Annotated in this window: 19 protein-coding genes and 3 tRNA genes; 21 read left to right on the plus strand and 1 reads right to left on the minus strand. The window is 62.1% G+C overall.

Annotation, left to right across the window (positions count from 1 at the left end; all coding sequences use genetic code 11):
* Nucleotides 1-70: 70 nt before the first annotated feature.
* Nucleotides 71-1,225, plus strand: a complete 1,155-nt coding sequence (locus DWZ01_RS01505; protein WP_117769684.1) for a hypothetical protein — start codon at nucleotides 71-73, stop codon at nucleotides 1,223-1,225.
* Between the two features lie 516 nt (nucleotides 1,226-1,741).
* A tRNA-Ala gene (locus tag DWZ01_RS01510) sits at nucleotides 1,742-1,814 on the plus strand.
* 210 nt (nucleotides 1,815-2,024) lie between these two features.
* On the opposite strand, the gene DWZ01_RS01515 is transcribed toward DWZ01_RS01510, so the two are convergent.
* Nucleotides 2,025-2,100, minus strand: a tRNA-Ile gene (locus DWZ01_RS01515).
* Between the two features lie 625 nt (nucleotides 2,101-2,725).
* Between DWZ01_RS01515 and DWZ01_RS01520 the strand changes: the two genes are divergently transcribed.
* From DWZ01_RS01520 to coaBC, 19 genes are all read left to right on the plus strand, one after another.
* Nucleotides 2,726-2,798: transfer RNA gene (locus DWZ01_RS01520), tRNA-Ala, on the plus strand.
* Nucleotides 2,799-2,873: 75 nt separating this feature from the next.
* Nucleotides 2,874-4,907, plus strand: a complete 2,034-nt coding sequence (locus DWZ01_RS01525) for an ABC-F family ATP-binding cassette domain-containing protein (RefSeq protein WP_117847735.1) — start codon at nucleotides 2,874-2,876, stop codon at nucleotides 4,905-4,907.
* Nucleotides 4,894-5,190, plus strand: a complete 297-nt coding sequence (locus DWZ01_RS01530; RefSeq protein ID WP_164473297.1) for a hypothetical protein — start codon at nucleotides 4,894-4,896, stop codon at nucleotides 5,188-5,190. Before DWZ01_RS01525 ends, DWZ01_RS01530 begins: the two co-directional genes overlap by 14 nt.
* A gap of 9 nt (nucleotides 5,191-5,199) precedes the next feature.
* The gene (locus DWZ01_RS01535) at nucleotides 5,200-5,883 is read left to right on the plus strand and encodes a site-2 protease family protein (RefSeq protein WP_117769686.1); all 684 of its coding nucleotides are present in this window, start codon (nucleotides 5,200-5,202) and stop codon (nucleotides 5,881-5,883) included.
* An 84-nt stretch (nucleotides 5,884-5,967) separates the two neighbouring features.
* Nucleotides 5,968-6,780, plus strand: coding sequence for a ScpA family protein (locus DWZ01_RS01540; RefSeq protein WP_117769687.1), 813 nt, complete (start codon nucleotides 5,968-5,970; stop codon nucleotides 6,778-6,780).
* 11 nt (nucleotides 6,781-6,791) lie between these two features.
* Entirely contained in the window at nucleotides 6,792-7,520 is a 729-nt protein-coding gene (scpB, locus tag DWZ01_RS01545; RefSeq protein ID WP_117769688.1) for an SMC-Scp complex subunit ScpB, read from the plus strand.
* On the plus strand, nucleotides 7,507-8,469 hold the full coding sequence (locus DWZ01_RS01550) for a pseudouridine synthase (RefSeq protein WP_369832475.1): 963 nt from the start codon (nucleotides 7,507-7,509) through the stop codon (nucleotides 8,467-8,469). The genes scpB and DWZ01_RS01550 overlap by 14 nt, the downstream gene beginning before the upstream one ends.
* A 66-nt stretch (nucleotides 8,470-8,535) precedes the next feature.
* Nucleotides 8,536-9,222 carry a (d)CMP kinase gene (gene cmk, locus DWZ01_RS01555; protein WP_117769690.1) on the plus strand — a complete coding sequence of 229 codons (687 nt, stop codon included), beginning with the start codon at nucleotides 8,536-8,538 and terminating at the stop codon, nucleotides 9,220-9,222.
* A 3-nt stretch (nucleotides 9,223-9,225) separates the two neighbouring features.
* A complete protein-coding gene (locus tag DWZ01_RS01560) occupies nucleotides 9,226-9,954 on the plus strand; it encodes a lysophospholipid acyltransferase family protein (protein WP_117769691.1) in 729 nt (242 codons plus the stop codon).
* 2 nt (nucleotides 9,955-9,956) lie between these two features.
* Nucleotides 9,957-10,856, plus strand: coding sequence for a 4-hydroxy-3-methylbut-2-enyl diphosphate reductase (locus DWZ01_RS01565; protein WP_199411345.1), 900 nt, complete (start codon nucleotides 9,957-9,959; stop codon nucleotides 10,854-10,856).
* A 2-nt stretch (nucleotides 10,857-10,858) separates the two neighbouring features.
* Nucleotides 10,859-12,301, plus strand: a complete 1,443-nt coding sequence (locus tag DWZ01_RS01570) for a DUF512 domain-containing protein (protein ID WP_117769692.1) — start codon at nucleotides 10,859-10,861, stop codon at nucleotides 12,299-12,301.
* Between the two features lie 10 nt (nucleotides 12,302-12,311).
* On the plus strand, nucleotides 12,312-13,646 hold the full coding sequence (der, locus tag DWZ01_RS01575; RefSeq protein ID WP_117769693.1) for a ribosome biogenesis GTPase Der: 1,335 nt from the start codon (nucleotides 12,312-12,314) through the stop codon (nucleotides 13,644-13,646).
* Nucleotides 13,639-14,322, plus strand: coding sequence for a glycerol-3-phosphate 1-O-acyltransferase PlsY (gene plsY / locus DWZ01_RS01580; protein ID WP_052044181.1), 684 nt, complete (start codon nucleotides 13,639-13,641; stop codon nucleotides 14,320-14,322). Before der ends, plsY begins: the two co-directional genes overlap by 8 nt.
* A 9-nt stretch (nucleotides 14,323-14,331) precedes the next feature.
* Complete coding sequence (locus DWZ01_RS01585) at nucleotides 14,332-15,339, plus strand: NAD(P)H-dependent glycerol-3-phosphate dehydrogenase (protein WP_117769694.1); 1,008 nt, start codon at nucleotides 14,332-14,334, stop codon at nucleotides 15,337-15,339.
* Nucleotides 15,340-15,357: 18 nt separating this feature from the next.
* Nucleotides 15,358-16,029, plus strand: coding sequence for a ribulose-phosphate 3-epimerase (gene rpe, locus DWZ01_RS01590; RefSeq protein WP_117769695.1), 672 nt, complete (start codon nucleotides 15,358-15,360; stop codon nucleotides 16,027-16,029).
* 6 nt (nucleotides 16,030-16,035) lie between these two features.
* Nucleotides 16,036-17,214 (plus strand): cysteine desulfurase family protein, encoded by a 1,179-nt coding sequence (locus tag DWZ01_RS01595; RefSeq protein WP_117769696.1) that lies wholly within the window; start codon nucleotides 16,036-16,038, stop codon nucleotides 17,212-17,214.
* A complete protein-coding gene (locus DWZ01_RS01600) occupies nucleotides 17,211-18,020 on the plus strand; it encodes a Nif3-like dinuclear metal center hexameric protein (protein WP_117769697.1) in 810 nt (269 codons plus the stop codon). The genes DWZ01_RS01595 and DWZ01_RS01600 overlap by 4 nt, the downstream gene beginning before the upstream one ends.
* On the plus strand, nucleotides 18,017-18,736 hold the full coding sequence (locus tag DWZ01_RS01605; protein WP_117847737.1) for a zinc ribbon domain-containing protein: 720 nt from the start codon (nucleotides 18,017-18,019) through the stop codon (nucleotides 18,734-18,736). Before DWZ01_RS01600 ends, DWZ01_RS01605 begins: the two co-directional genes overlap by 4 nt.
* A gap of 2 nt (nucleotides 18,737-18,738) precedes the next feature.
* The gene (gene coaBC / locus DWZ01_RS01610) at nucleotides 18,739-19,953 is read left to right on the plus strand and encodes a bifunctional phosphopantothenoylcysteine decarboxylase/phosphopantothenate--cysteine ligase CoaBC (RefSeq protein WP_233504593.1); all 1,215 of its coding nucleotides are present in this window, start codon (nucleotides 18,739-18,741) and stop codon (nucleotides 19,951-19,953) included.
* Nucleotides 19,954-20,002 lie beyond the last annotated feature (49 nt).

Raw genomic sequence — 20,002 nt, forward strand, 5'->3', positions numbered from 1 at the left:
CATGATGCTCACCTAGATAATCAGACCCGTAAGTCACACGGCTCATGCCGGAAGCTAGGGGGAGGTCCACATGGACGAGATTGTCTGCGCAAACACCGCATTCCGTTACTGGCGCTGCCCACCGCAGGTGCGCGATCTCTACCCGCGTCTGCCCAACTCTGAAGACGGCTGGCGCGCCCTATCCCAAGCCCCTTTCGTAACCGACGTCCTCAAGACGCCAGTCATCACAGCAGCATCAACACGAAGCAACCTGCATTCCGAGACAAGACGGACCATCCGATGGAACAGCGCCTATATAGAGAAGGTTTCCATCGACACGGGTATGGGCTTTAGCGTCACAGACCCTCTTAATACGCTATACACCATGACTCGAAGCGTTTCTTCATGCGACTTGGTTCTGGCTATGTACGAGTTCTGCGGATGGTTCTCAGTTTTTAAACCATCGCCCGCGGTCGACATGGCACTTGAGCAGGCAAAATCAGAAGAAGAGCAGTACACCACAGAAAGTCTGTTTGAACTAGACGAAACACAAGACGAGGCCCCATGGAAGCGAGTCTATGCTCGGGCGCACCAGAAGGATAGTGAGAATAATCAAAGTGGGCAGCAGAATAACGGATCCGGAAATAAAGCTAACGGAAAGGGAACATCGCTCTGGATGAGAAAGCCTCTTATTGAAATAGAAGAACTGCACAGATTTGCAGCGAAGGTTAAGGGCGAGATGTGGGGAAAGCAATTCTACGAAGCCGCACAGCAGGTAATGGGTATTGCGGCATCCCCGCTAGAAGTTGCTGGAATCATGTTGCTAAGTCATCCGAGACGTGCCGGCGGAGCGGAGTTTAAAAACATATACGTCAACGACTTAACACCGCTGTCGAATTCAGCTCGGAAAATCGCAGGTCAGAAAGTCTGTTACGGCGATATCGTCATCGTAAACCCAATAACAATGAAGGCTGTGATTATCGAACTTCAAGGAGAGGTTATCCATGGATCGGGCGCTGTGCTTGACCACGATGCCTCTCGAATGACAGCATTGCAAAGCATGGGATACGACGTATTTCTTGTAACTCATGACATGCTCAATGATCACGAACAGCTTGATGCCATCATTCACAGTGTGTGTAAGCGATTGGAGTTGCGCTACAAGCCAAAAACCGAGGCGATGAGATGTGCTGAAACCAGATTACGGGCCAACGTTCTGTGCAATTGGCTTGGTATTGGTAAGTAATAATGGCCTAGTGAGCATTTTTAATACTTTATATGCTGCCAGTAATTAAGTGCCATTTTAAAACAATGCCGGTTTACTACGTTGGATTGAGGGTGGCTGAACACACCGAATTCGCCGCTCATAAAACCGCAGGTAGATAACCTGCCCGTTTTGCGAAAGCAGGCGTGAGGTCGGAAATCCGGGAATCGTCGTAGTAAACCGGTCCGTTTATGAAGCGACCAGCTGGCGCGAGCTACGCACGGTTCAGTAAATTGGCCCGAAGGCGCGGATAGAGGCTCAGACGAAACCCTCCCGCGGAAGCACCGCGGATTGCTTTGTTCTGACCGGTGGCACCTGGGTCGACATGCCGAACCCCGGGAAGGAGGGCGAGCTTGCCGCTGCCCGCGGGGCGCGCCCCGCGGGCTATTTCGGGCATCGTGTGTCTCTTCGGCCCCGCGCCGTTCCACGCACCGTAAAATCTTTTCCAAAATTGTCCTTGCATCGGCGGGGGGGGTCCCGTATAGTACTTCTTCGCACGGGGGCGTAGCTCAGCTGGGAGAGCGCTTGACTGGCAGTCAAGAGGTCAGGGGTTCGATCCCCCTCGTCTCCACCCGAGCATTGAATGAGGCTCTAACGCAAGTTGGGGCCTTTTTTCATATCTATCGATTTACGCCATGTGTTGACTGGGCAGCATCTTGGCGACATACCCATTGTTAATTACGAATATGAATGTTAATAACTTTACGTTTCTGGATGGCAAACCTAGTCTGCAGCGCCAATAACAAAGAGGCCGGGCGTAATGCCCGGCTTCGAAATACTCTGGTGGGCCCTCCGGGATTCGAACCCAGAACCCAGGGATTATGAGTCCCCTGCGCTAACCGTTGCGCCAAGAGCCCTTATGAACGGTGAATGCAATTCTAGCAAAGGCAACTCAGGCCTAATTTCTTCGCTTCACGTCGTGAAATACTACCATGCACGAGCAAGTCGCACAACGCAAGATCAAGTTCGATGCTAAACAACAGCTAATCTAGGCCCGCCGCAGATAAAAAGTGTTTTATAAAAAGTTAAGGCCTTAAATTCAGGGCTCCAAAACATTTCTGCGTGAATTCAACCTGATGCCATTTCAAAACCATGCTGGTTTACTACGACGGATCGGCGACCCCCGAGCACCGCGTGTTCTCCGTTTGCAAAACCGCAGGTAGAAAGCCCGACGGTTACACGAAAAGGCGTGCGTGGTCGAACATTCCTGATTCATCGTAGTAAACCGGCATAGTTCTGAGGCGCAGATGAGGGACGGTTCGCAATCGGACCCGATAATGGGACTGGCGACGCATAGGAAATCCGGTTGCGCGGGGAGGGTCACGTTCCGCGCGCCAATTCGGCCGGCGTACGGGCCGTGCGGGGGTCGGGCGCCCCCGCGGGCTGGCCCGGCCCCGCGGGGGCGCGACGGCGCCCCCGGAAAGTTTTTCCAAAATTGTCCTTGCATCGCCGTCCGAGTTCCCGTATAGTACTTCTTCGCACGGGGGCGTAGCTCAGCTGGGAGAGCGCTTGACTGGCAGTCAAGAGGTCAGGGGTTCGATCCCCCTCGTCTCCACCCGAGCATTGAATGAGGCTCCAACGCAAGTTGGGGCCTTTTTTCATATAGGAACACAAGGTCAAAGGCGGCAGCATGATCCTCCTGGTCGACAAGATCGAAAAAAGCTTCGGCGCGCGCGTCCTCTTTAGCGGCGCGTCCTTCCAGATCAACCCCGGCGAGCGCTTCGCGCTCGTGGGCCCCAACGGAGCCGGCAAAACCACCATGCTCAAAATCATCATGGGCATCGACAGCCCCGACGCCGGCCAGGTCCAGTACGCCAAGGACTGCCAGGTAGGCTACCTAGAGCAGGAAACCAACCTCGAGCACAAGGACACCACCATCCTCGCCGAGGTCATGGCCGCTGCCAAGGAAATCCGCCGCATGGGCGAGCGCGCCAACGAGCTGCAGGCTCAGATCACCGAGCTCTCCGAACAGGGCAAAGACGTCGATGCGCTCCTTAACGAGTACGGCCAGGTCCAGGACCGCTTTGAGCACCTGGGTGGCTACGAGCTCGAGAGCAACGCGCGCAAAATCCTGTCCGGCCTGGGCTTTAAGGTCACCGACTTTGAGCGCCCGTGCTCCGAGTTCTCTGGCGGCTGGCAGATGCGCATCGCGCTTGCCAAGCTCTTCCTGCGCCACCCCGACCTGCTGCTTCTGGACGAGCCCACCAACCACCTGGACCTCGAGAGCGTCCAATGGCTGCGCGGCTTTATCGCCAACTACGACGGCGCCGTCCTCATCGTCAGCCACGACCGCGCCTTCATGGACGCCTGCGTCGACCATGTCGCCGCTCTCGAAAACCGCCGCGTGACCACCTACACCGGCAACTACAGTAGCTACCTCAAGCAGCGCGAGGACAACCTGGAGCAGATGCGTGCCAAGCGCGCCGCCCAGGAGCGCGACATCGCCCACATGCAGGTCTTCGTTGACAAGTTCCGCTACAAGCCCACCAAGGCCGCCCAGGCCCAAGAGCGCATCCGCAAGATCGAGCAGATCAAAAAGGAGCTTGTCATCCTGCCCGAGGGTCACAAGCACATCGACTTTAAGTTCCCCGACCCACCGCGCTCCGGCGACATGGTCGTGGGCTTGGAAGGCGTCTCCAAGTCCTACGGCGACAAGCACATCTACAGCGACATCGACCTCAAACTCTACCGCGGCGAGCATGTGGCACTCGTCGGCCCTAACGGCGCCGGCAAGTCCACCCTCATGAAGATCCTCGCCGGCCTGGAGCCGCCCACCACCGGCACCCGCGACCTGGGAACCAACGTCGGCGTCGCCTACTATGCCCAGCACGCGCTCGAAGGCATGACCGAGTCCAACACCGTCCTGCAAGAGATCGACACCGTCACACCCAAGTGGACCGTGCCGCAACAGCGTAGCCTGCTGGGCGCCTTCCTGTTTAGCGACAACGACTCCATCGAGAAGCAGGTCCGCGTCCTCTCCGGTGGCGAAAAGGCGCGGCTAGCGCTCGCCAAGATGCTCGTGGCCCCCGAGGCGCTCCTGTGCCTGGACGAGCCCACCAACCACCTGGACATCGACTCGGTGGACATGCTCGAGAACGCCCTGCAAAACTTCCCCGGTACCATTGTGCTGATCAGCCACGACGAGCACCTGGTACGCGCCGTGGCCAACCGCATCATCGACATCCGCGATGGTAAGGTCACGGTCTACGACGGCGACTACGACTACTACCTCTACAAGCGCGAGGACCTCGCAGCCCGCGCCGCCGTCGAAGCAGCAGGGGAGAGTACGCCGGCCGCGACCAAGTCCGCTAAGGTCACCGCAGCCCAGCCCGATACGCCCGCCGCTGCTTCCAAGCCTGCCGAGGGCAAAAAGACCAAGGAGCAAAAGCGCGCCGAGGCCCAGGCCCGCGCTGCGCTCAACAAAAAGCTCAAGGGCGTGCGCAACCAGCTCAAGAAGATCGAGGCTGAGCTCGACAAAAAACGCGCCCGCTATGACGAGCTTATGGAATTGATGGCCAGCGAAGAGCTTTATGCCGATCAGGACAAGTTCAACGCCGCGCTGGGGGAATATAACGGCCTTAAGCAAGAGCTGCCCAAGCTCGAGGACGAATGGCTGGAGCTTTCCACCCAGATCGAAGAGGAGACCGCGCGTGAACTCTCGTAAGGCCGCTGCCGTGGCGATGAGCATCATCGCCATCGCCTGTCGCATCTGCGGCATTTTTATGAGCGCGATGACCGTGCTGCTGTGCTTTAGCGGCCTGACCGCCAAGCTGCAGATCGTCGGCTTTGTCGTTGAGCTTTCGCGCGCACTGCCGAGTGCCATCGCCGGCTACGGCGTCATCACCTCGCCCTTTGGCGGCGTGTTCCGCTTAGATTACGCCATCGTGGCCGTCATCCTGTTTGTGGCCGACTACCTGCTCACGCGCGCCTCGCGCCGCGTCCGCTAGGGGATTGTTATGTCCAGCAGCTACTTCATGAACCTGCTCGCCAGCGCGGTCGCCGTCATCGTCGGCATCGTGATCCACGAGAGTGCGCACGCCGCCGCGGCCTGGGCACTCGGCGATAAGACGGCCCGTTCGCGCGGTCGTGTCTCGCTCAACCCGCTCAACCATATCGACCCGTTTGGCACCATCATCTTGCCGCTGCTCATGCTTGCCGCCGGCGGCCCGGTGTTCGCCTTCGCCAAGCCCGTGCCCGTCTACCTCAACAACCTCAAGCACCCCAAGCGCGATGAGGTCCTGGTTAGCGCAGCCGGCCCCGCATCGAACATCGCCCTCGCGTGCCTTGCGGCCGCCCTCATGCACACGGCATACGGCAACCTCTACACCCGCATGTCCTTTGCCCTGGCGTCACAGATCATGAACTTCGGCGCCACGTTTATCGTAGTCAACCTGTCACTCGCGTTCTTCAACCTCATCCCGATCCCACCGCTCGACGGCTCTTCGATCATTGTGCCGTTCCTTAAAGGCAAGGCTCTCAACAACTATTATCGTCTGCAGCAATACGCTATGCCCATCCTCATCCTAGTGCTGTACCTGCTGCCCATGTGGACCGGCATCGACGTGATCGGCCGCTATTTCGACGTTACCGTGTATCCGCTTGCTGAGCAGCTGCTCAACTTCGCAATCGCCGGCATCTAAGGTAAACTTACAGGTCGACCGTGCAAAACGGTCAGAACATGCGCCCAAACCGCGCCGCGAAGGCGCCGTCAAAGGAGGTCGAAGATGTCGTATCGCGTGTCGACGCAGGTCTACAGCGGACCGTTCGACCTGCTGCTGCAGCTGGTAACCCGCCAAAAAGTAGATATCGGCGCCATCTCCATCAGCGAGGTGGCCGAACAGTACCTTGCCGAGGCAGAGCGCATTGAGGCGCTGGACCTGGACGTGGCGAGCGACTTTTTGCTGGTGGCGGCAACCCTTTTGGACATCAAGGCTGCCTCTCTAGTGCCGCAGGAGGCCCCGCGCAAAGTCGATGACGACGATGACGAGTTCGACGAAGACCTCGAGGAGCTCAGCGCGCTCGACGGCGACGCCCTGCGCGAGGTCCTGATCCAGCGCCTAATTGCCTACAAGCAGTTTAAGGGCGCGGCCGCGGCCCTTGGCGCGCGCATGCAGGCCGAAAGCCGCATGCACCCGCGTGTGGCCGGTCCCGACCCGGAGTTCCTAGGCCTTATGCCCGACTACCTTGCCGGCATCACGCTGCGCGGTCTCGCCGTCATCTGTGCCGACCTGGACGGCAAGCGCCAGACTTTCCTGCTGGAGGCCGAGCACGTGGCGCCGCATCGCGTGCCGCTCGACCTGACCGTGGCCTCAGTCGACCGCTTTACCATGGCGCACCAAACCTGCACCTTCCGCGAGCTACTGGACGGCGATGCCACCACCGAGCAGCTCGTTGTCACCTTCCTAGCTATGCTTGAGCTCGCCAAGCGCGGCTCGCTCACGCTGAGCCAGGACGAGATCTTTGGAACCATCCGCATCAACCGCGTCGAGGGTGCCGAGGCCTATGTGCCCGGCGAGGGCCCCGAGCTCACCGAATAGGAGCCGCAACCATGTCAACCCTTTCCACGCTGGAGGCAAACAGCCTCAAAGGCGCCCTCGAGGCGCTGCTGCTGGTGTCGAGCGACCCGGTGAGTGCGCCCGCGCTGGCCGGCGCACTGGATATCGCCCCCGGCGAGTGCGCGTCGCTGCTCGCCGAGCTCAAGGTTGAGTACGAGGAGGCCAACCGCGGCTTTCAGCTGCGCGAGGTCGCCGGCGGCTGGCGCCTGTTTACGCACCCCGCCTACCACGACGTGGTCGAGGCCTATGTGTTGAGCTGGGACACGCAAAAGTTATCGCAAGCGGCACTCGAGACCCTGGCCGTGATCGCATACCACCAGCCCGTGACGCGCGAGGTGGTGAAGGGCATCCGCGGCGTCAATTCCGACGGCGTCATCGCGTCGCTTGTGGACAAGGGTCTGGTGCGTGAGCTCGGCCGCGATCCCCAGCGCGGTCAAGCCATCATCTACGGCACGACCAACGCCTTCTTGGAAAAGTTCGGCCTGCGCTCCACCCGCGACCTGCCCGACCTGGAGCAGTTTGCCCCAGACGAGCAGTCGCGCCAGTTTATCCGCGAGCGTCTGAGCGGCCGCAGTATTCAGTCCACGCTCGAGGAGCAAGCCGAGGACTTAGACGAAGAGCGCGAACTGCTCGATACCGATGTTGTAGATGTTGAGGCAGTCGAGAACTTGGAGACCCTGGTCGTCGACGAGACCTCGGAGGATTTGCATGACGAGGACTAACGAAGTAGGGGAGACGCGCGCCATGGGCAACGCAGTACCCGCCACCGACGCCCAGCCCGTCTATCCGCACACCATGCGCCTGCAGCGCTTTTTAGCGCGCGCGGGCGTGGCGAGCCGCCGTGGCTCGGAGGACCTGATGACCGCCGGCCGCGTGACCGTCAACGGCGAGGTCGCGACCGAACTGGGCACCAAGGTCGACGTCGACCGCGACCATATCGAGGTCGACGGCATGCCCGTCAAGCTCAACCAGGGCGCCGTGTACCTGATGCTCTACAAGCCGACCGGCTACCTCACCACCATGAGCGACCCGCAGGAGCGCCCTTGCGTGGCCGACCTGGTCCCCCGCGACCGCTTTCCGGGACTCTTCCCGGTGGGTCGTCTGGACCGCGACACCACAGGCCTTTTGCTCTTTACCACCGACGGCGACCTGTCGCAGGACCTGCTGCACCCGAGCAAGCACGTCTACAAGACCTACCAGGCGCTCGTGGACGGAGACTTGTCCGACCGCGATCTTACCCCGCTACGTCGCGGCATCGAGCTCGACGACGGCCTGTGCCAGCCGGCAATCTGCCGCGTCATCAACGCGCGCGAGGCAGAGGCCGTGGCTCCGCAAGGCGTCAAGCCCGGCACCACCGCCGTGGAGGTCATCATCCGCGAGGGACGCAAGAACCAGGTCAAGCGCATGCTGGGCAAGATTCACCATCCGGTAATCCGTCTGCATCGCTGCAACTTTGCCGGCCTGGAGCTCGAGGGCGTGGCCAAGGGCTCGTGGCGCGAGCTCACCGACCGCGAGGTGCAGATCCTAAAAAGCGGCGGCATCCCGCCCAAGCAGGCCAGCTCCAAGCGCGTCGCCGCGCCGGCGACCAACACCGCCAGCCGCACGCGTCACCACGGCAGCCACGGCTCCGCGCCCAAGCGCAACACCTACCGCGAGCGCTACACGGGCTAGGCAATCCGCCGCGCCCCAACGCCCGCGAACCATACCAGCACGTCAATCATCGAAAGGAAGCATTGCATGATCGTCGCCATCGACGGCCCCGCCGGTTCCGGCAAGTCCACCATCGCCAAGGAGATCGCCCGCCAGCTGGGCTTTAACAAGCTCGACACGGGCGCCATGTATCGCGCCGTCACCTTCGCCGCGCTCGACCGCGGCATCGATCTGGACGACGAGGCGGCAATCGACGCCCTCGCCGAGCAGATCGAGATCCGCTTTACCAACGGCACCGGTGAGGACACGCGCCTGACCATTGACGGTCAGGACGCTTCAGCCGCCATCCGCACCCCGCAGGTCGACGCCAACGTATCCAAGGTCTCGGCCTACCCGGGCGTCCGCGCCGCCATGCTCATCCATCAGCGCCGCGCCGCCGAGGACCGCGACATCGTCGCCGAGGGTCGCGACATCGGCACCGTCGTGTTCCCCAACGCACAGGTCAAGGTGTTCCTGACTGCCGACCCGCGTGAGCGCGCCCGCCGCCGCGTGCTTCAGCGTCACCAAAACGATGCCCAGCCGCTCACGTCCGAGCAGCTCGAAGCCGAGGTCGACGAGACCCTCGACGCCCTCAAGCAGCGCGACAAGCTTGACAGCAGCCGCGAGGTCGCCCCGCTCGTGCCCGCCGAGGACGCCGTGCACGTCGACTCCACCGCTCACACTATCGACGAGGTCGTCTCGATCATCGAAGACCTCATCAACCAAAGGAGGTAGCCCATGCGCCTGTTTAAACAGACGCCCGAGGATTACTACAACGCCCCCTACGCCGAGTTCCCGGCGCTCATCCGCGGCACCGTTGTCGTGGTCATGGCAATCCTGTGGACCTTCTCCAAGCTCATGTGGCGCTGGAAGGTCGAGGACGCCGACCTGCTGTTTGAGCGCCAGGAAGGCCGCGGTAGCGTAGTCATCTGCAACCACACCTCGATGGCCGAACTCTTGGCCGTGGAGACGGCGCTGTTCTTTGGCGGCCGCCGCATCCGCCCCATCTTTAAGTCCGAATTTGCCAAGTCCAAGATTGTGCGCTGGGCCTTTAGCCGCGTGGGCGGCATCCCCGTGGAGCGCGGTACTGCCGATATGAAGTGCCTGCGCGCCGCCCAGCATGCGCTGCAGCGCGGCGAGGACGTCCTGATCTTCCCCGAGGGCACGCGCATCCGCTCGCGCGAAATCAAGCCCGAGGTCCACGGCGGTTTTGCGCTCATCGCTCAGATGGGCAAGGCACCCGTGAACCCGCTCGCCATCTGCGGCTGGTCCGACATCACGCCCGCGGGCAAAAAGATCATGCGCCCTAAGAAGTGCTGGATCCGCGCCGGCAAGGCCGTCTCGCTTTCCGACGCACCGGCCGGGCTTAAGCGCACGGAGCGCCTGGAATGGTTTGAGTCCGAGGCCATGAGCCGCGTCTACGCCATGCGAGACGAGCTGTGCGACGAGCATCCGGGCAGGTTCTAGCCATGAGCGAGAACGTGACGAACACCTCCGCGACTGCGTCCGACCAGGCAATCGCGCCTTCCATCGAGATCGCCGCCCACGCCGGCACTTGCTATGGCGTACAGCGTGCGCTCGATATGGCGCTGGCCGCCGCGCCGCAGGCAGGGGAGTGCACTCAGGTTCATACCTTGGGTCCGCTTATCCATAACCCCATCGTGGTACGCGAGCTCGCTCAGGCGGGCGTTGGCTTGGCCGAAACCCTGGATGACGCCGCAACCGGCACCGTGATTATCCGCGCCCACGGCGTGGTGCCGCAGGTGATCGATGCTGCCCGCAAGCGCGACCTTACCGTGGTTGACGCCACCTGCCCCTACGTGAAGAAGGTCCATGTGGCGGCCGAGCGCCTGGTGCGCGAAGGCTACCGCGTGATCGTCGTGGGCGAGCCGGGCCACCCAGAGGTCGAGGGTATTCTGGGCCACGCCGGCAATGACGCGCAGGTCGTGAGTTGCGCTGCCGATGCGGACGCGCTGCCGCTCAAGGGCAAGGTAGGCCTCGTCGTGCAGACCACCCAGACCGCGCAGAACCTCGCCGAGGTCGTGGCCGCCATAACCCCGCGCGTGCAGGAGCTGCGTGTGATCAACACCATCTGCGCCGCCACGAGTGAGCGTCAACAGGCAGCAGCCACACTTGCCAACCGCTGCGACTGCATGGTCGTGGTGGGCGGCAAGAACTCGGGCAACACCCGCCGCCTGGCGCAGATTTGCGCAGACGCCTGCGAGCGCACGTATCATATCGAGGAAGCTTCCGAGCTCCAGGCCGCGTGGTTTACCGACGCTCACCACATCGGCATCACCGCCGGAGCTTCCACCCCGCAAGAACACATCGAGCGCGCGGTCACGCGCATCAAGGAGCTTTGCCGCTAATCATGGACCAGACCGTACCCGCATACGCCGCCGAGGTGGCCGATTACGGGCGCAGCCGCGATCCCGAGCCGGGTGAGGGCGCGCTCGTTAAGAACGTGCGTCCCGAATCGCCCGCGTGGGATGTGGGTATCGAGCCGGGCATGCGCGTGCTCACGGTCAACGGTGAGCAGCTTACCGACATGATTGTGTGGCTCTGGGAGGCCGACGATGATACCGTCGACCTCGAGGTTTTCGACCCGCGCGACAACACCGTCACCTCCGTCGAGCTCGACCGCTTCCCAGGAGAGGACTGGGGCCTTGAGTTCGATGGCCCTATCTTCGATGGCATGCGCACCTGTGTGAACGCCTGCGTGTTCTGCTTTATGACGATGCTCCCCAAGGGCGGCCGCTCCACGCTCTATATTCGCGATGACGACTATCGCCTAAGCTTTTTGCAGGGCAACTTTGTTACGCTCACGAACCTCACCGACGAGGACGTGCAAAACGTCATCCAACGCAACATGAGCCCCATGAACGTGTCGGTCCACGCCGTAAGCCCCGACGTCCGCCGCCGCATGATGGGCCGTAACGCCCAGCGCGGCATGGATGTGCTCGAGGCCATCATGGCCGCCGGCATAGAGATTCATGCGCAGATCGTGTTGTGCCCCGGCATGAACGACGGCGAGGAGCTGGAAAAGACCCTGCGCTTTTGCGAGGAGCACGAGCAAATCACCAGCCTGGGCATTGTGCCGCTCGGTTTTACCAAGCATCAGAACCGTTTTAGCTGGTCCTACAGCGACAAACCCGAGCTAGCGCGCGAGACCATCGCCATGATCAGGCCCTTCCAGGATCGTGCCTATGAGCGCTTTGGCCGCCACACCTTCCAGATGAGCGACGAATTCTATCTGGACGCCGGCATCGATCCTCCCGAGGCGGACTTTTACGACGGTTACCCGCAGTACTACGACGGCATCGGCATGATCCGCTCGTATCTGGACGAGACCGACGACGTGCTTGCCGCCGACGCCGAGCGTCTGGCCCGCGTCCGCGCTGGCATCGCCGAGCGCAACCAGCGCCTGCTGTGCCTCTCCGGCGACAGCGCGCGCGACACCGTGGCGCGCTTTGTGGAGTCGCCGTATGGTCTCGCCGGCACTGTCACGGCCATCAAGAACCGCTACTTTGGCGGCAACGTGGACGTGACCGGCCTCATCGTCGCGTGTGACATTCTGGAGCAGCTGCCCCAAGATCTGTCGGGGGTTATGCTCTTTGTGCCTAAGCTCATGTTCAACGCTGACGGCATGACGCTTGACGAGTATCATCGTGACGATTTACTCGCAAGCCTTACCAGTCGCGGCGCCGAGGTTCATGTGGTGTCGACCATGCCGCATGAGCTGCTCGATACCCTGGAGCGCATCCTTGGCATTGTGCCTGCCGACTCTACTAATTCCACTGACCCTACCCATTAAAGGAGAGCAGATGAAACCTATCGTCGCCGTCGTCGGACGCCCCAACGTGGGCAAGTCCACGCTCGTTAACCGCCTGGCCCAGACCTCGGACGCCATCGTCCACGAGTCCCGCGGCGTCACGCGCGACCGCTCGTATCACACGGCCGATTGGAACGGCCGCGAGTTCACCATCGTCGACACGGGCGGTATCGAGCCGCTCAAGAGCGACGATGTCTTTGCCACGTCCATCCGCGACCAGGCCCTCGCCGCCGCCGAGGAAGCCGCCGTCATCCTGTTTGTGGTCGACGGCCGCACCGGCGTCACCGAGGAGGACGAGTCGGTCGCTCGCATGCTCAAGCGCTGCGACAAGCCGGTCTTTCTGCTGGTGAACAAGCTCGATAACCCCGACCGCGAAAATGACAGCATCTGGGAGTTCTATTCGCTCGGCATCGGTGAGCCCACGCCGCTTTCGGCCCTGCACGGCCACGGCACGGGCGACCTGCTCGACGACATCGTGGCCCTGTTGCCCGAGGAGGAGGACGAGGTCGCCGACGAGTTCCCCGATGCGCTGAACGTGGCCATCATCGGCCGCCCCAACGCCGGTAAGTCCTCGCTGTTCAACCGCATCCTGGGCGCCGACCGTTCCATCGTGTCCAACATCGCCGGCACCACGCGCGATGCCATCGACACCGTCGTGGAGCGCAACGGCAAGCACTACCGCATGGTCGACACCGCGGGTATTCGCAAGAAGAGCACCGTGTACGAGAACATCGAGTACTACTCCATGGTCCGCGGCCTGCGCGCCATCGACCGCGCCGACGTGGCGCTGCTCGTCGTCGACGCCTCCGTGGGCGTTACCGAGCAGGACCAGAAGGTCATGGGTCTTGCCATCGAGCGCGGCTGCGCCATCGTGGTGCTGCTCAACAAGTGGGACCTGCTCGACGATGACCGCAAGCGCGAGGCCTGCATGGAGACCGTCGACCGCCGTCTGGGCGTCATGGCTCCCTGGGCCCAGTACCTGCGCATCTCAGCCCTGACCGGCCGTAGCGTCGAGAAGATCTGGTCGATGGTCGACGCGGCCGAAAAGACGCGCTCGCAAAAGATCAGTACCTCACGCCTCAACACGTTCCTCACCGACCTGCGCGAGTTCGGTCATACCGTGGTGGACGGCAAGCGCCGCCTGCGTATGCATTACGTGACCCAGACGGGCGTCAACCCGCCGACGTTCACGTTCTTCGTCAACCACAGTGACCTGGTCAACGACACCTACCAGCGCTACGTGGAGAACCGCATGCGCTCGACCTTCGACTTTGCCGGCACACCCATTCGACTCTTCTTTAGGAAGAAGGAGCAAAAGGATGCATAATCCGATTCTTCTGACCGCCATCTGTGCCGTGGTCTCGTTCTTTATCGGGGCGATTCCGTTTGGCCTGATCCTGGGCCGCGTGTTCAACCACACCGACATTCGCAAGGCGGGCTCCGGCAACATCGGCACCACCAACGCCCTGCGCGTGGCCGGCCCCAAGGTGGCCGCGCTCACGCTGCTGCTCGACTGCCTTAAGGGCGCCATCTGTGTCCTTATCGCGCGTCCGCTCATTGCCGACTTGGGCTATGGCTTCCCCGTGAGCATTATGGCCCCCGGTGCCGCCGGCGACTGGATGCTCGGCGTCATCTGCCTGGCAGCCGTGTGGGGCCATATCTTCTCGCCCTACCTCAACTTCCATGGCGGCAAGGGCATCGCAGTTGGTCTGGGCGTCATCCTCGCTTGGTACTGGCCCATCGGACTTTCGCTGCTGGGCATGTTTATCGTGGCCGTCGCCATCACCAAGTTTGTGTCGGTGGGCTCGCTTGCCGCGGCCATCGGTCTTCCCATCGCTGTCTGCGCGGTCTTTCCGTACAGCAGCCTGGGACTTAAGTTTTGCATGGCGCTGATCGGCATTACTGTGGTGTGGGCGCATCGTGCGAACATCAAAAAGCTCATGACGGGTAAGGAGTCCAAGCTCTCGTTTACCAAGCGCGTCACCGAGCCCGACGATAAGTAGGAGAGAGTCATGAATGTTGCGCTGATTGGCTCCGGCTCCTGGGGAACCGCCGTCGCGGGCCTTGCCGCCGCGCGGGCCGAGCGCGTGACCATGTGGGCCCACAGCGAGCAGACGGCCTCCGGCATTAACGGCGAGCACCGCAACCCCCGCTACCTTGTGGGCTACAAGCTGCCCGGCAACGTCGTCGCCACGACGGACCTGGCGCAGGCGCTCGACGGTGCCGAGGCCATCATCTTTGCCGTTCCTTCGACGCACCTTCGCAGCGTATGTCATCAGGCAGCACCCTTCATCGCCGCCGATACCCCGGTGCTCTGCCTCACGAAGGGCATTGAGCCCGAGTCCGGCCTGCTCATGAGCGAGGTCATTGCCAGCGAGATCGGCAACGAGGCGCGCGTGGCGGCGCTCTCCGGCCCCAACCATGCCGAGGAGATCTGCCGCGGCGGGCTTTCTGCCGCCGTCATCGCCAGCAAAGACCCGCAGATAGGGGAGACCTTTAAGGACCTGCTCCTATCCACGGCCTTCCGCATCTACCTGTCGCAGGACATGACCGGCGTCGAGGTTTGCGGTGCCATGAAAAACGTTATCGCCATCGTGTGCGGCATCTCCGCCGGCACCGGTGCCGGCGACAATACGCTTGCCCTTATCATGACGCGCGGCCTGGCCGAGATCAGCCGTCTGGTGCACGCCCGCGGCGGTCAAGCTATGACCTGCATGGGACTCGCCGGCATGGGCGACCTCATTGCCACCTGCACCTCGGAGCATTCGCGCAACCGCACCTTTGGCTACGAGTTTGCCCACGGCGTGTCACTCAACGAGTATCAGACGCGCACGCATATGGTGGTCGAAGGCGCCGTCGCGGCCCGCAGCGTCAGCGAACTCGCCCGTTCACTGGGCGTAGACATTCCGCTCACCTTTGCCGTGGAGCAAACGCTCTACAACGGTGTTACTTTGGATAGGGCGCTCGAGATTCTTACCGACCGTGTCCCTTCTCAAGAGTTCTACGGACTCACCGACTAGCGCAGAAAGGCTACTACCATGGGTTCCATCAAAATCGCTCCGTCCGTCCTTTCGGCCGATATGGCCAACCTCAAGGGCGAGCTCGACAAGATCGCCGGTGCCGACTACGTGCACTTCGACGTTATGGACGGTCACTTTACCGGCAACCTCACCTTTGGCGTCGACATCCTCAAGGCTGTCAAGCGCTCCACCGATGTACCGGTCGACGCGCACCTGATGGTGTCGAACCCCGACGAGACGGTCGATTGGTACGCCGACGCCGGTGCCGACATGATCACCGTGCACTACGAGGCCTCCACGCACCTGCACCGCACGCTCACGCATCTGCAGCAGCGCGGCGTCAAGGCCGGTGTGGTACTCAACCCCGCCACCCCCGTCTGCGTGCTCGAGAGCATCATCGAAGTTGTCGACATGGTGCTGCTCATGAGCGTGAACCCCGGCTTTGGCGGCCAGAGCTTTATCCCGGGGACTATCGCCAAGCTCCACGAGCTCAAGGCCATGTGCGAGCGCCACGGCGTGTCGCCCATGATTGAGGTCGACGGCGGCATTTCTTCCAAGAACATTGCCGAAGTCGTCAAGGCCGGCGCCAACGTGCTCGTGGCCGGTTCCGCTGTTTTTAAGTCCGAAGATCCCGCCGCTGAGGTTGCGCTGCTGCAGAAGCTGGGCAACGAGGCTGCACAGGAGGCATAAACCCTTATGACCGCAGGTCAAAACCGCATACCCGTGAATCTTGACTATGCCGCCTCGACGCCCATGCGCGCCGAGGCGCTCCTTGCGCAGCGCGAGTACGACGACAGCGAGCTTGCCGGCGTCAACCCCAACTCGCTGCATTCGCTCGGCCGCAAGGCCGCTGCGCGCCTGGAAGTGGCGCGTCGCGAGATCGCCCATAGCTTTGGCGCGCGCGTTCGCCCGTCCGAGATCATCCTTACCAACGGCGGCACCGAGGCCAACCAGCTGGCGCTGCTCGGTCTTGCCGAGGGTGCTCGTCAGCGCGATCGCAAGCGCGATCGTGTAATCGTTTCGGCCATCGAGCACGATTCGATTCTGGACAACCTGCCGCTGCTGCGTGCCGCCGGCTTTACCGTCGACTTGGTGCAGCCCTGCCGCATGGGCTACATTGAGCCTGCCACGCTTGTCGAACTGCTCGGCAACGACGTGGCGCTCGTGAGCATCATGGTTGCCAACAACGAGACCGGCGTGGCGCAGCCCATCCGCGAGCTTGCCGCGGCCGCACATGCTGCCGGCGCCCTGTTTCATACCGATGCCATCCAAGGGTACTTGCATATTCCGCTCGATGTCACCGAGCTGGGCGTCGATGCTATGACCGTTGCCGCGCACAAGATCGGCGGCCCCGTGGCATCCGGCGCGCTCTACCTTAAGAGCCGCACGCCGCTGCGCCCGCGCATCTTTGGCGGCGGACAGGAGGCCGGTCTTCGTGCCGGCACGCAGGACCTGCGTACACAGCTTGCTTTTGCCGCTGCCGCTTCCGCGCTGTTGCCGAACGTGGCCCAGGAGCGCGCGACGCTGCAGGTCTTATCCGATAAGCTCTACGCCACGCTTACGGCTCATCCGCGTATTCATGCCACCATGGGCGACTACGCACAGGCCGATCGTCTGCCGGGCATGGTTTCCATCTACGTCGACGGCATGGACTCCGAGGAGCTCATCATCAAGCTAGACGCCGCCGGCTTTGAGGTATCGGCCGGTTCTGCCTGCTCGAGCGGCAGCATGGACCCGAGCCATGTTCTCAGCGCCATGGGTATTGGCCGCGAGCAGGCCCTGGGTGCACTGCGCATCTCCTTCGATGACCGTGTGAATCCGGGCGATCTGGACGAGTTTGCCCAGACGCTGCTCTCGATCGTGGGTGCCGCATGATCGTCGCCGAGCTTGAACGTGCGCTGCTGGCGCGCTACCCCAAGATGGACGCCGAGGGCTGGGATCATGTTGGGCTATCTGTGGGAGATCCCGCTGCTGAGATCACCGGTGTTGCCTGCGCGCTCGATGCGACCGAAGCTAATGTTCTCCGCGCCCAAGAAGCCGGTGCAAACGTGCTGCTGACGCATCATCCTGTCTATATCAAGGCGCCCGAGGCGTTTTGTCCAGCGGATACCACTCGCCCCCAGTGCAGCGCGGCACTCTATGAGGCGGCCCGTTGCGGCGTGAGCATCATATCGCTCCACACCAACCTGGACCGCTCGCACGAAGCCCGTGTCTGCCTGAGCGAGCTGCTGGGTGCCGCACCCGTGAGCTCACTGGAGCACGTGGACGACCCCGAGGCAACCGGCCTGGGCGCGCTTGCAACGCTCAACGACCCGTACACGCTGCGCGATCTTGCCACCCGTGCTGCCACGGCCTTCGGCAGCGACCCGCGTGTGTGGGGCGAAGCCGATCGCCCGTGCCGCACCGTCGCCATTTTGGGCGGCTCCCTGGGCGACTTTGGAGAGCTCGCCATCGCCGCGAGCGCGGACGTTGTCGTGACGGGCGAGGCGGGATACCACGTGGCGCAAGACCTTGCCTTGCGCGGGCTGTCGGTGATCTTGCTCGGCCACGACCGCTCCGAGGAACCGTTCGTTGATATATTGATGAACTCTGCAGTTGACGCCGGGGTCGACCCCCGTCATGCGATTAAAATACTAAACCCTTGCCAATGGTGGACTGTGACAAAAGGAGAGAACTTATGAGCGCCGGCGCTACGCTACTCAAGCTGCAACAGATCGATTTGGAGCTCGCCCGTAACAAGAGCGAACTTGCCAATATGCCGGAGCTCAAGGAGCTCGCTTCCAAGCGCAAGACCTATGTGAAGCTCAAGTCCGAGATGACCAAGCTCTACGCCCAGCGCAAGGATCTGGACATTGAGCTCGACGATCTCAACACCACCGAGATTCAGACTAACAACGCCATCGAGGCTGCCAAGAAGCGCCACGTCGACGGCTCCGACTACCGCGAGGTTCAGGACCTGGAGAACGAGCTCGCCACCCTGGCCAAGCGTCTGGACAAGATCGAGCACACCCGCAAGGACGTCGTTGTCGCCCATAAGGAGGCGCTCGACCGCGAGGCTCGCGCGCAGGTTATCATCGCCAAGTTCGAGGAGGGCGTGAAGGCAGATACCAAGGCTGCCCGCGCCAAGGCCGCCGACCTCCAGGCACAGATTGATGCCGCCATCAAGGAGCGCACCGCGCTTGCCGCCACACTGCCGACCGACGTGCTCACCGACTACGAGCGCCTGCTCAAGCAGTTCCGCGGCCTGGCCGTCGAGACCATCAAGGGCAACATCCCCACGGTCTGCCACACTGCGCTGCAGGCGTCGTCCATGAGCGACCTCAACCACGACGGCAGTGAGATTACGCACTGCCCGTACTGCCACCGCCTGCTCGTGCTCCCCAGCAAGGAAGCCTAACGATGACGGCGGCACCCAACAATTCAATGCAACTTGAGGGAAAAACGATCCTGCTGGGCATTACCGGCGGGATCGCCGCCTATAAGTCGTGCAATATCGTGCGCCTGCTGCAAAAGCGAGGCGCCCGCGTTAAGGTCGTCATGAGCGAACATGCCACGGAGTTCGTGGGGCCGCTCACCTTCCGTGCGCTCACGGGCGAGCCGGTCGCTGTGGGCCTGTTCGACGACCCCTCCGACCCCATCCACCATATCTCGCTGGCGCAGGAGCCCGATCTGGTGGTCGTGGCGCCCGCGACGGCCAATATCATCGCCAAGATGGCCAACGGCGTCGCCGATGACCTCATCTCCACCACGCTGCTTGCGACGCCGCGACCCATCGTGATCGCACCCGCTATGAACAACGGCATGTGGAAGGCGCCGGCGACGCAGGCCAACATGGCCACGCTGCTCGAGCGCGGTGTCCATGTGGTGGGTCCGGGCAGCGGCTACCTTGCCTGCGGCGACGTGGACACGGGACGCATGAGCGAGCCCGAGGACATCGTAGAGGCTGTCTGTGAGGTGCTCAACCCCGCGCCACAGGACCTGGCAGGTAAGCGCATCGTAATTACCGCCGGTCCCACGCACGAGCCGATCGACCCCGTGCGCTTCATTGGTAACCGTTCATCGGGCAAGATGGGTATCGCTCTGGCGGGGGAGGCCGCACGCCGCGGCGCTGCGGTCACGCTCGTGTTGGGACCGACATCACTCGATGTGCTCCGCGGCGTGGAGTGCGTGCGCGTGCAGACCGCCGCAGAGATGCTCCAGGCGGCCCTGAGCGCCTTCCAGACGGCCGATGCGGCAATTTGTGCGGCCGCCGTCGCCGACTACACCCCCGCGGCCCCTGCGGACCATAAGCTCAAAAAGGCCAACGAGCGCCTGGATCGCATCGAACTGGTCGAGACGGTCGATATTTTGGCCGAGCTCTCGCGCCAGAAGGGCGAGCGATGCGTGATCGGATTTGCGGCCGAGACCGATAACGTCGTGGAGTACGCGCAGCGCAAGCTCGCCCGCAAGGGCTGCGATGCCATTATCGCCAACGATGTCTCGCGCGCCGATTCGGGCTTTGGAACCGATACCAACAAGGCCTGGATTGTGAGCACAACGGGTACGCAAGAGCTTCCCGTGCTAACAAAACCCCAGCTCGCAGATACAATTTTGGACTTGCTTCAAAATTTATAAAAAAGTTCTTGCACAAGTCTAAAGTTTCGGGTTAATATACTCCCTGTTG

It is taken from the genome of Collinsella sp. AF28-5AC, assembly GCF_003457875.1.
GTDB lineage: Bacteria > Actinomycetota > Coriobacteriia > Coriobacteriales > Coriobacteriaceae > Collinsella.

Bases quoted from the DNA above. Each gene is read 5' to 3' on its own strand.
- der (WP_117769693.1), top strand. From the start codon at position 12,312: ATGAAACCTATCGTCGCCGTCGTCGGACGCCCCAACGTGGGCAAGTCC.
- plsY (WP_052044181.1), top strand. From the start codon at position 13,639: ATGCATAATCCGATTCTTCTGACCGCCATCTGTGCCGTGGTCTCGTTC.
- rpe (WP_117769695.1), top strand. From the start codon at position 15,358: ATGGGTTCCATCAAAATCGCTCCGTCCGTCCTTTCGGCCGATATGGCC.
- DWZ01_RS01600 (WP_117769697.1), top strand. From the start codon at position 17,211: ATGATCGTCGCCGAGCTTGAACGTGCGCTGCTGGCGCGCTACCCCAAG.
- DWZ01_RS01535 (WP_117769686.1), top strand. From the start codon at position 5,200: ATGTCCAGCAGCTACTTCATGAACCTGCTCGCCAGCGCGGTCGCCGTC.
- DWZ01_RS01565 (WP_199411345.1), top strand. From the start codon at position 9,957: ATGAGCGAGAACGTGACGAACACCTCCGCGACTGCGTCCGACCAGGCA.
- DWZ01_RS01505 (WP_117769684.1), top strand. From the start codon at position 71: ATGGACGAGATTGTCTGCGCAAACACCGCATTCCGTTACTGGCGCTGC.
- DWZ01_RS01560 (WP_117769691.1), top strand. From the start codon at position 9,226: ATGCGCCTGTTTAAACAGACGCCCGAGGATTACTACAACGCCCCCTAC.
- cmk (WP_117769690.1), top strand. From the start codon at position 8,536: ATGATCGTCGCCATCGACGGCCCCGCCGGTTCCGGCAAGTCCACCATC.
- DWZ01_RS01585 (WP_117769694.1), top strand. From the start codon at position 14,332: ATGAATGTTGCGCTGATTGGCTCCGGCTCCTGGGGAACCGCCGTCGCG.
- DWZ01_RS01595 (WP_117769696.1), top strand. From the start codon at position 16,036: ATGACCGCAGGTCAAAACCGCATACCCGTGAATCTTGACTATGCCGCC.
- DWZ01_RS01605 (WP_117847737.1), top strand. From the start codon at position 18,017: ATGAGCGCCGGCGCTACGCTACTCAAGCTGCAACAGATCGATTTGGAG.
- scpB (WP_117769688.1), top strand. From the start codon at position 6,792: ATGTCAACCCTTTCCACGCTGGAGGCAAACAGCCTCAAAGGCGCCCTC.
- DWZ01_RS01525 (WP_117847735.1), top strand. From the start codon at position 2,874: ATGATCCTCCTGGTCGACAAGATCGAAAAAAGCTTCGGCGCGCGCGTC.
- DWZ01_RS01550 (WP_369832475.1), top strand. From the start codon at position 7,507: ATGACGAGGACTAACGAAGTAGGGGAGACGCGCGCCATGGGCAACGCA.
- coaBC (WP_233504593.1), top strand. From the start codon at position 18,739: ATGACGGCGGCACCCAACAATTCAATGCAACTTGAGGGAAAAACGATC.
- DWZ01_RS01540 (WP_117769687.1), top strand. From the start codon at position 5,968: ATGTCGTATCGCGTGTCGACGCAGGTCTACAGCGGACCGTTCGACCTG.
- DWZ01_RS01570 (WP_117769692.1), top strand. From the start codon at position 10,859: ATGGACCAGACCGTACCCGCATACGCCGCCGAGGTGGCCGATTACGGG.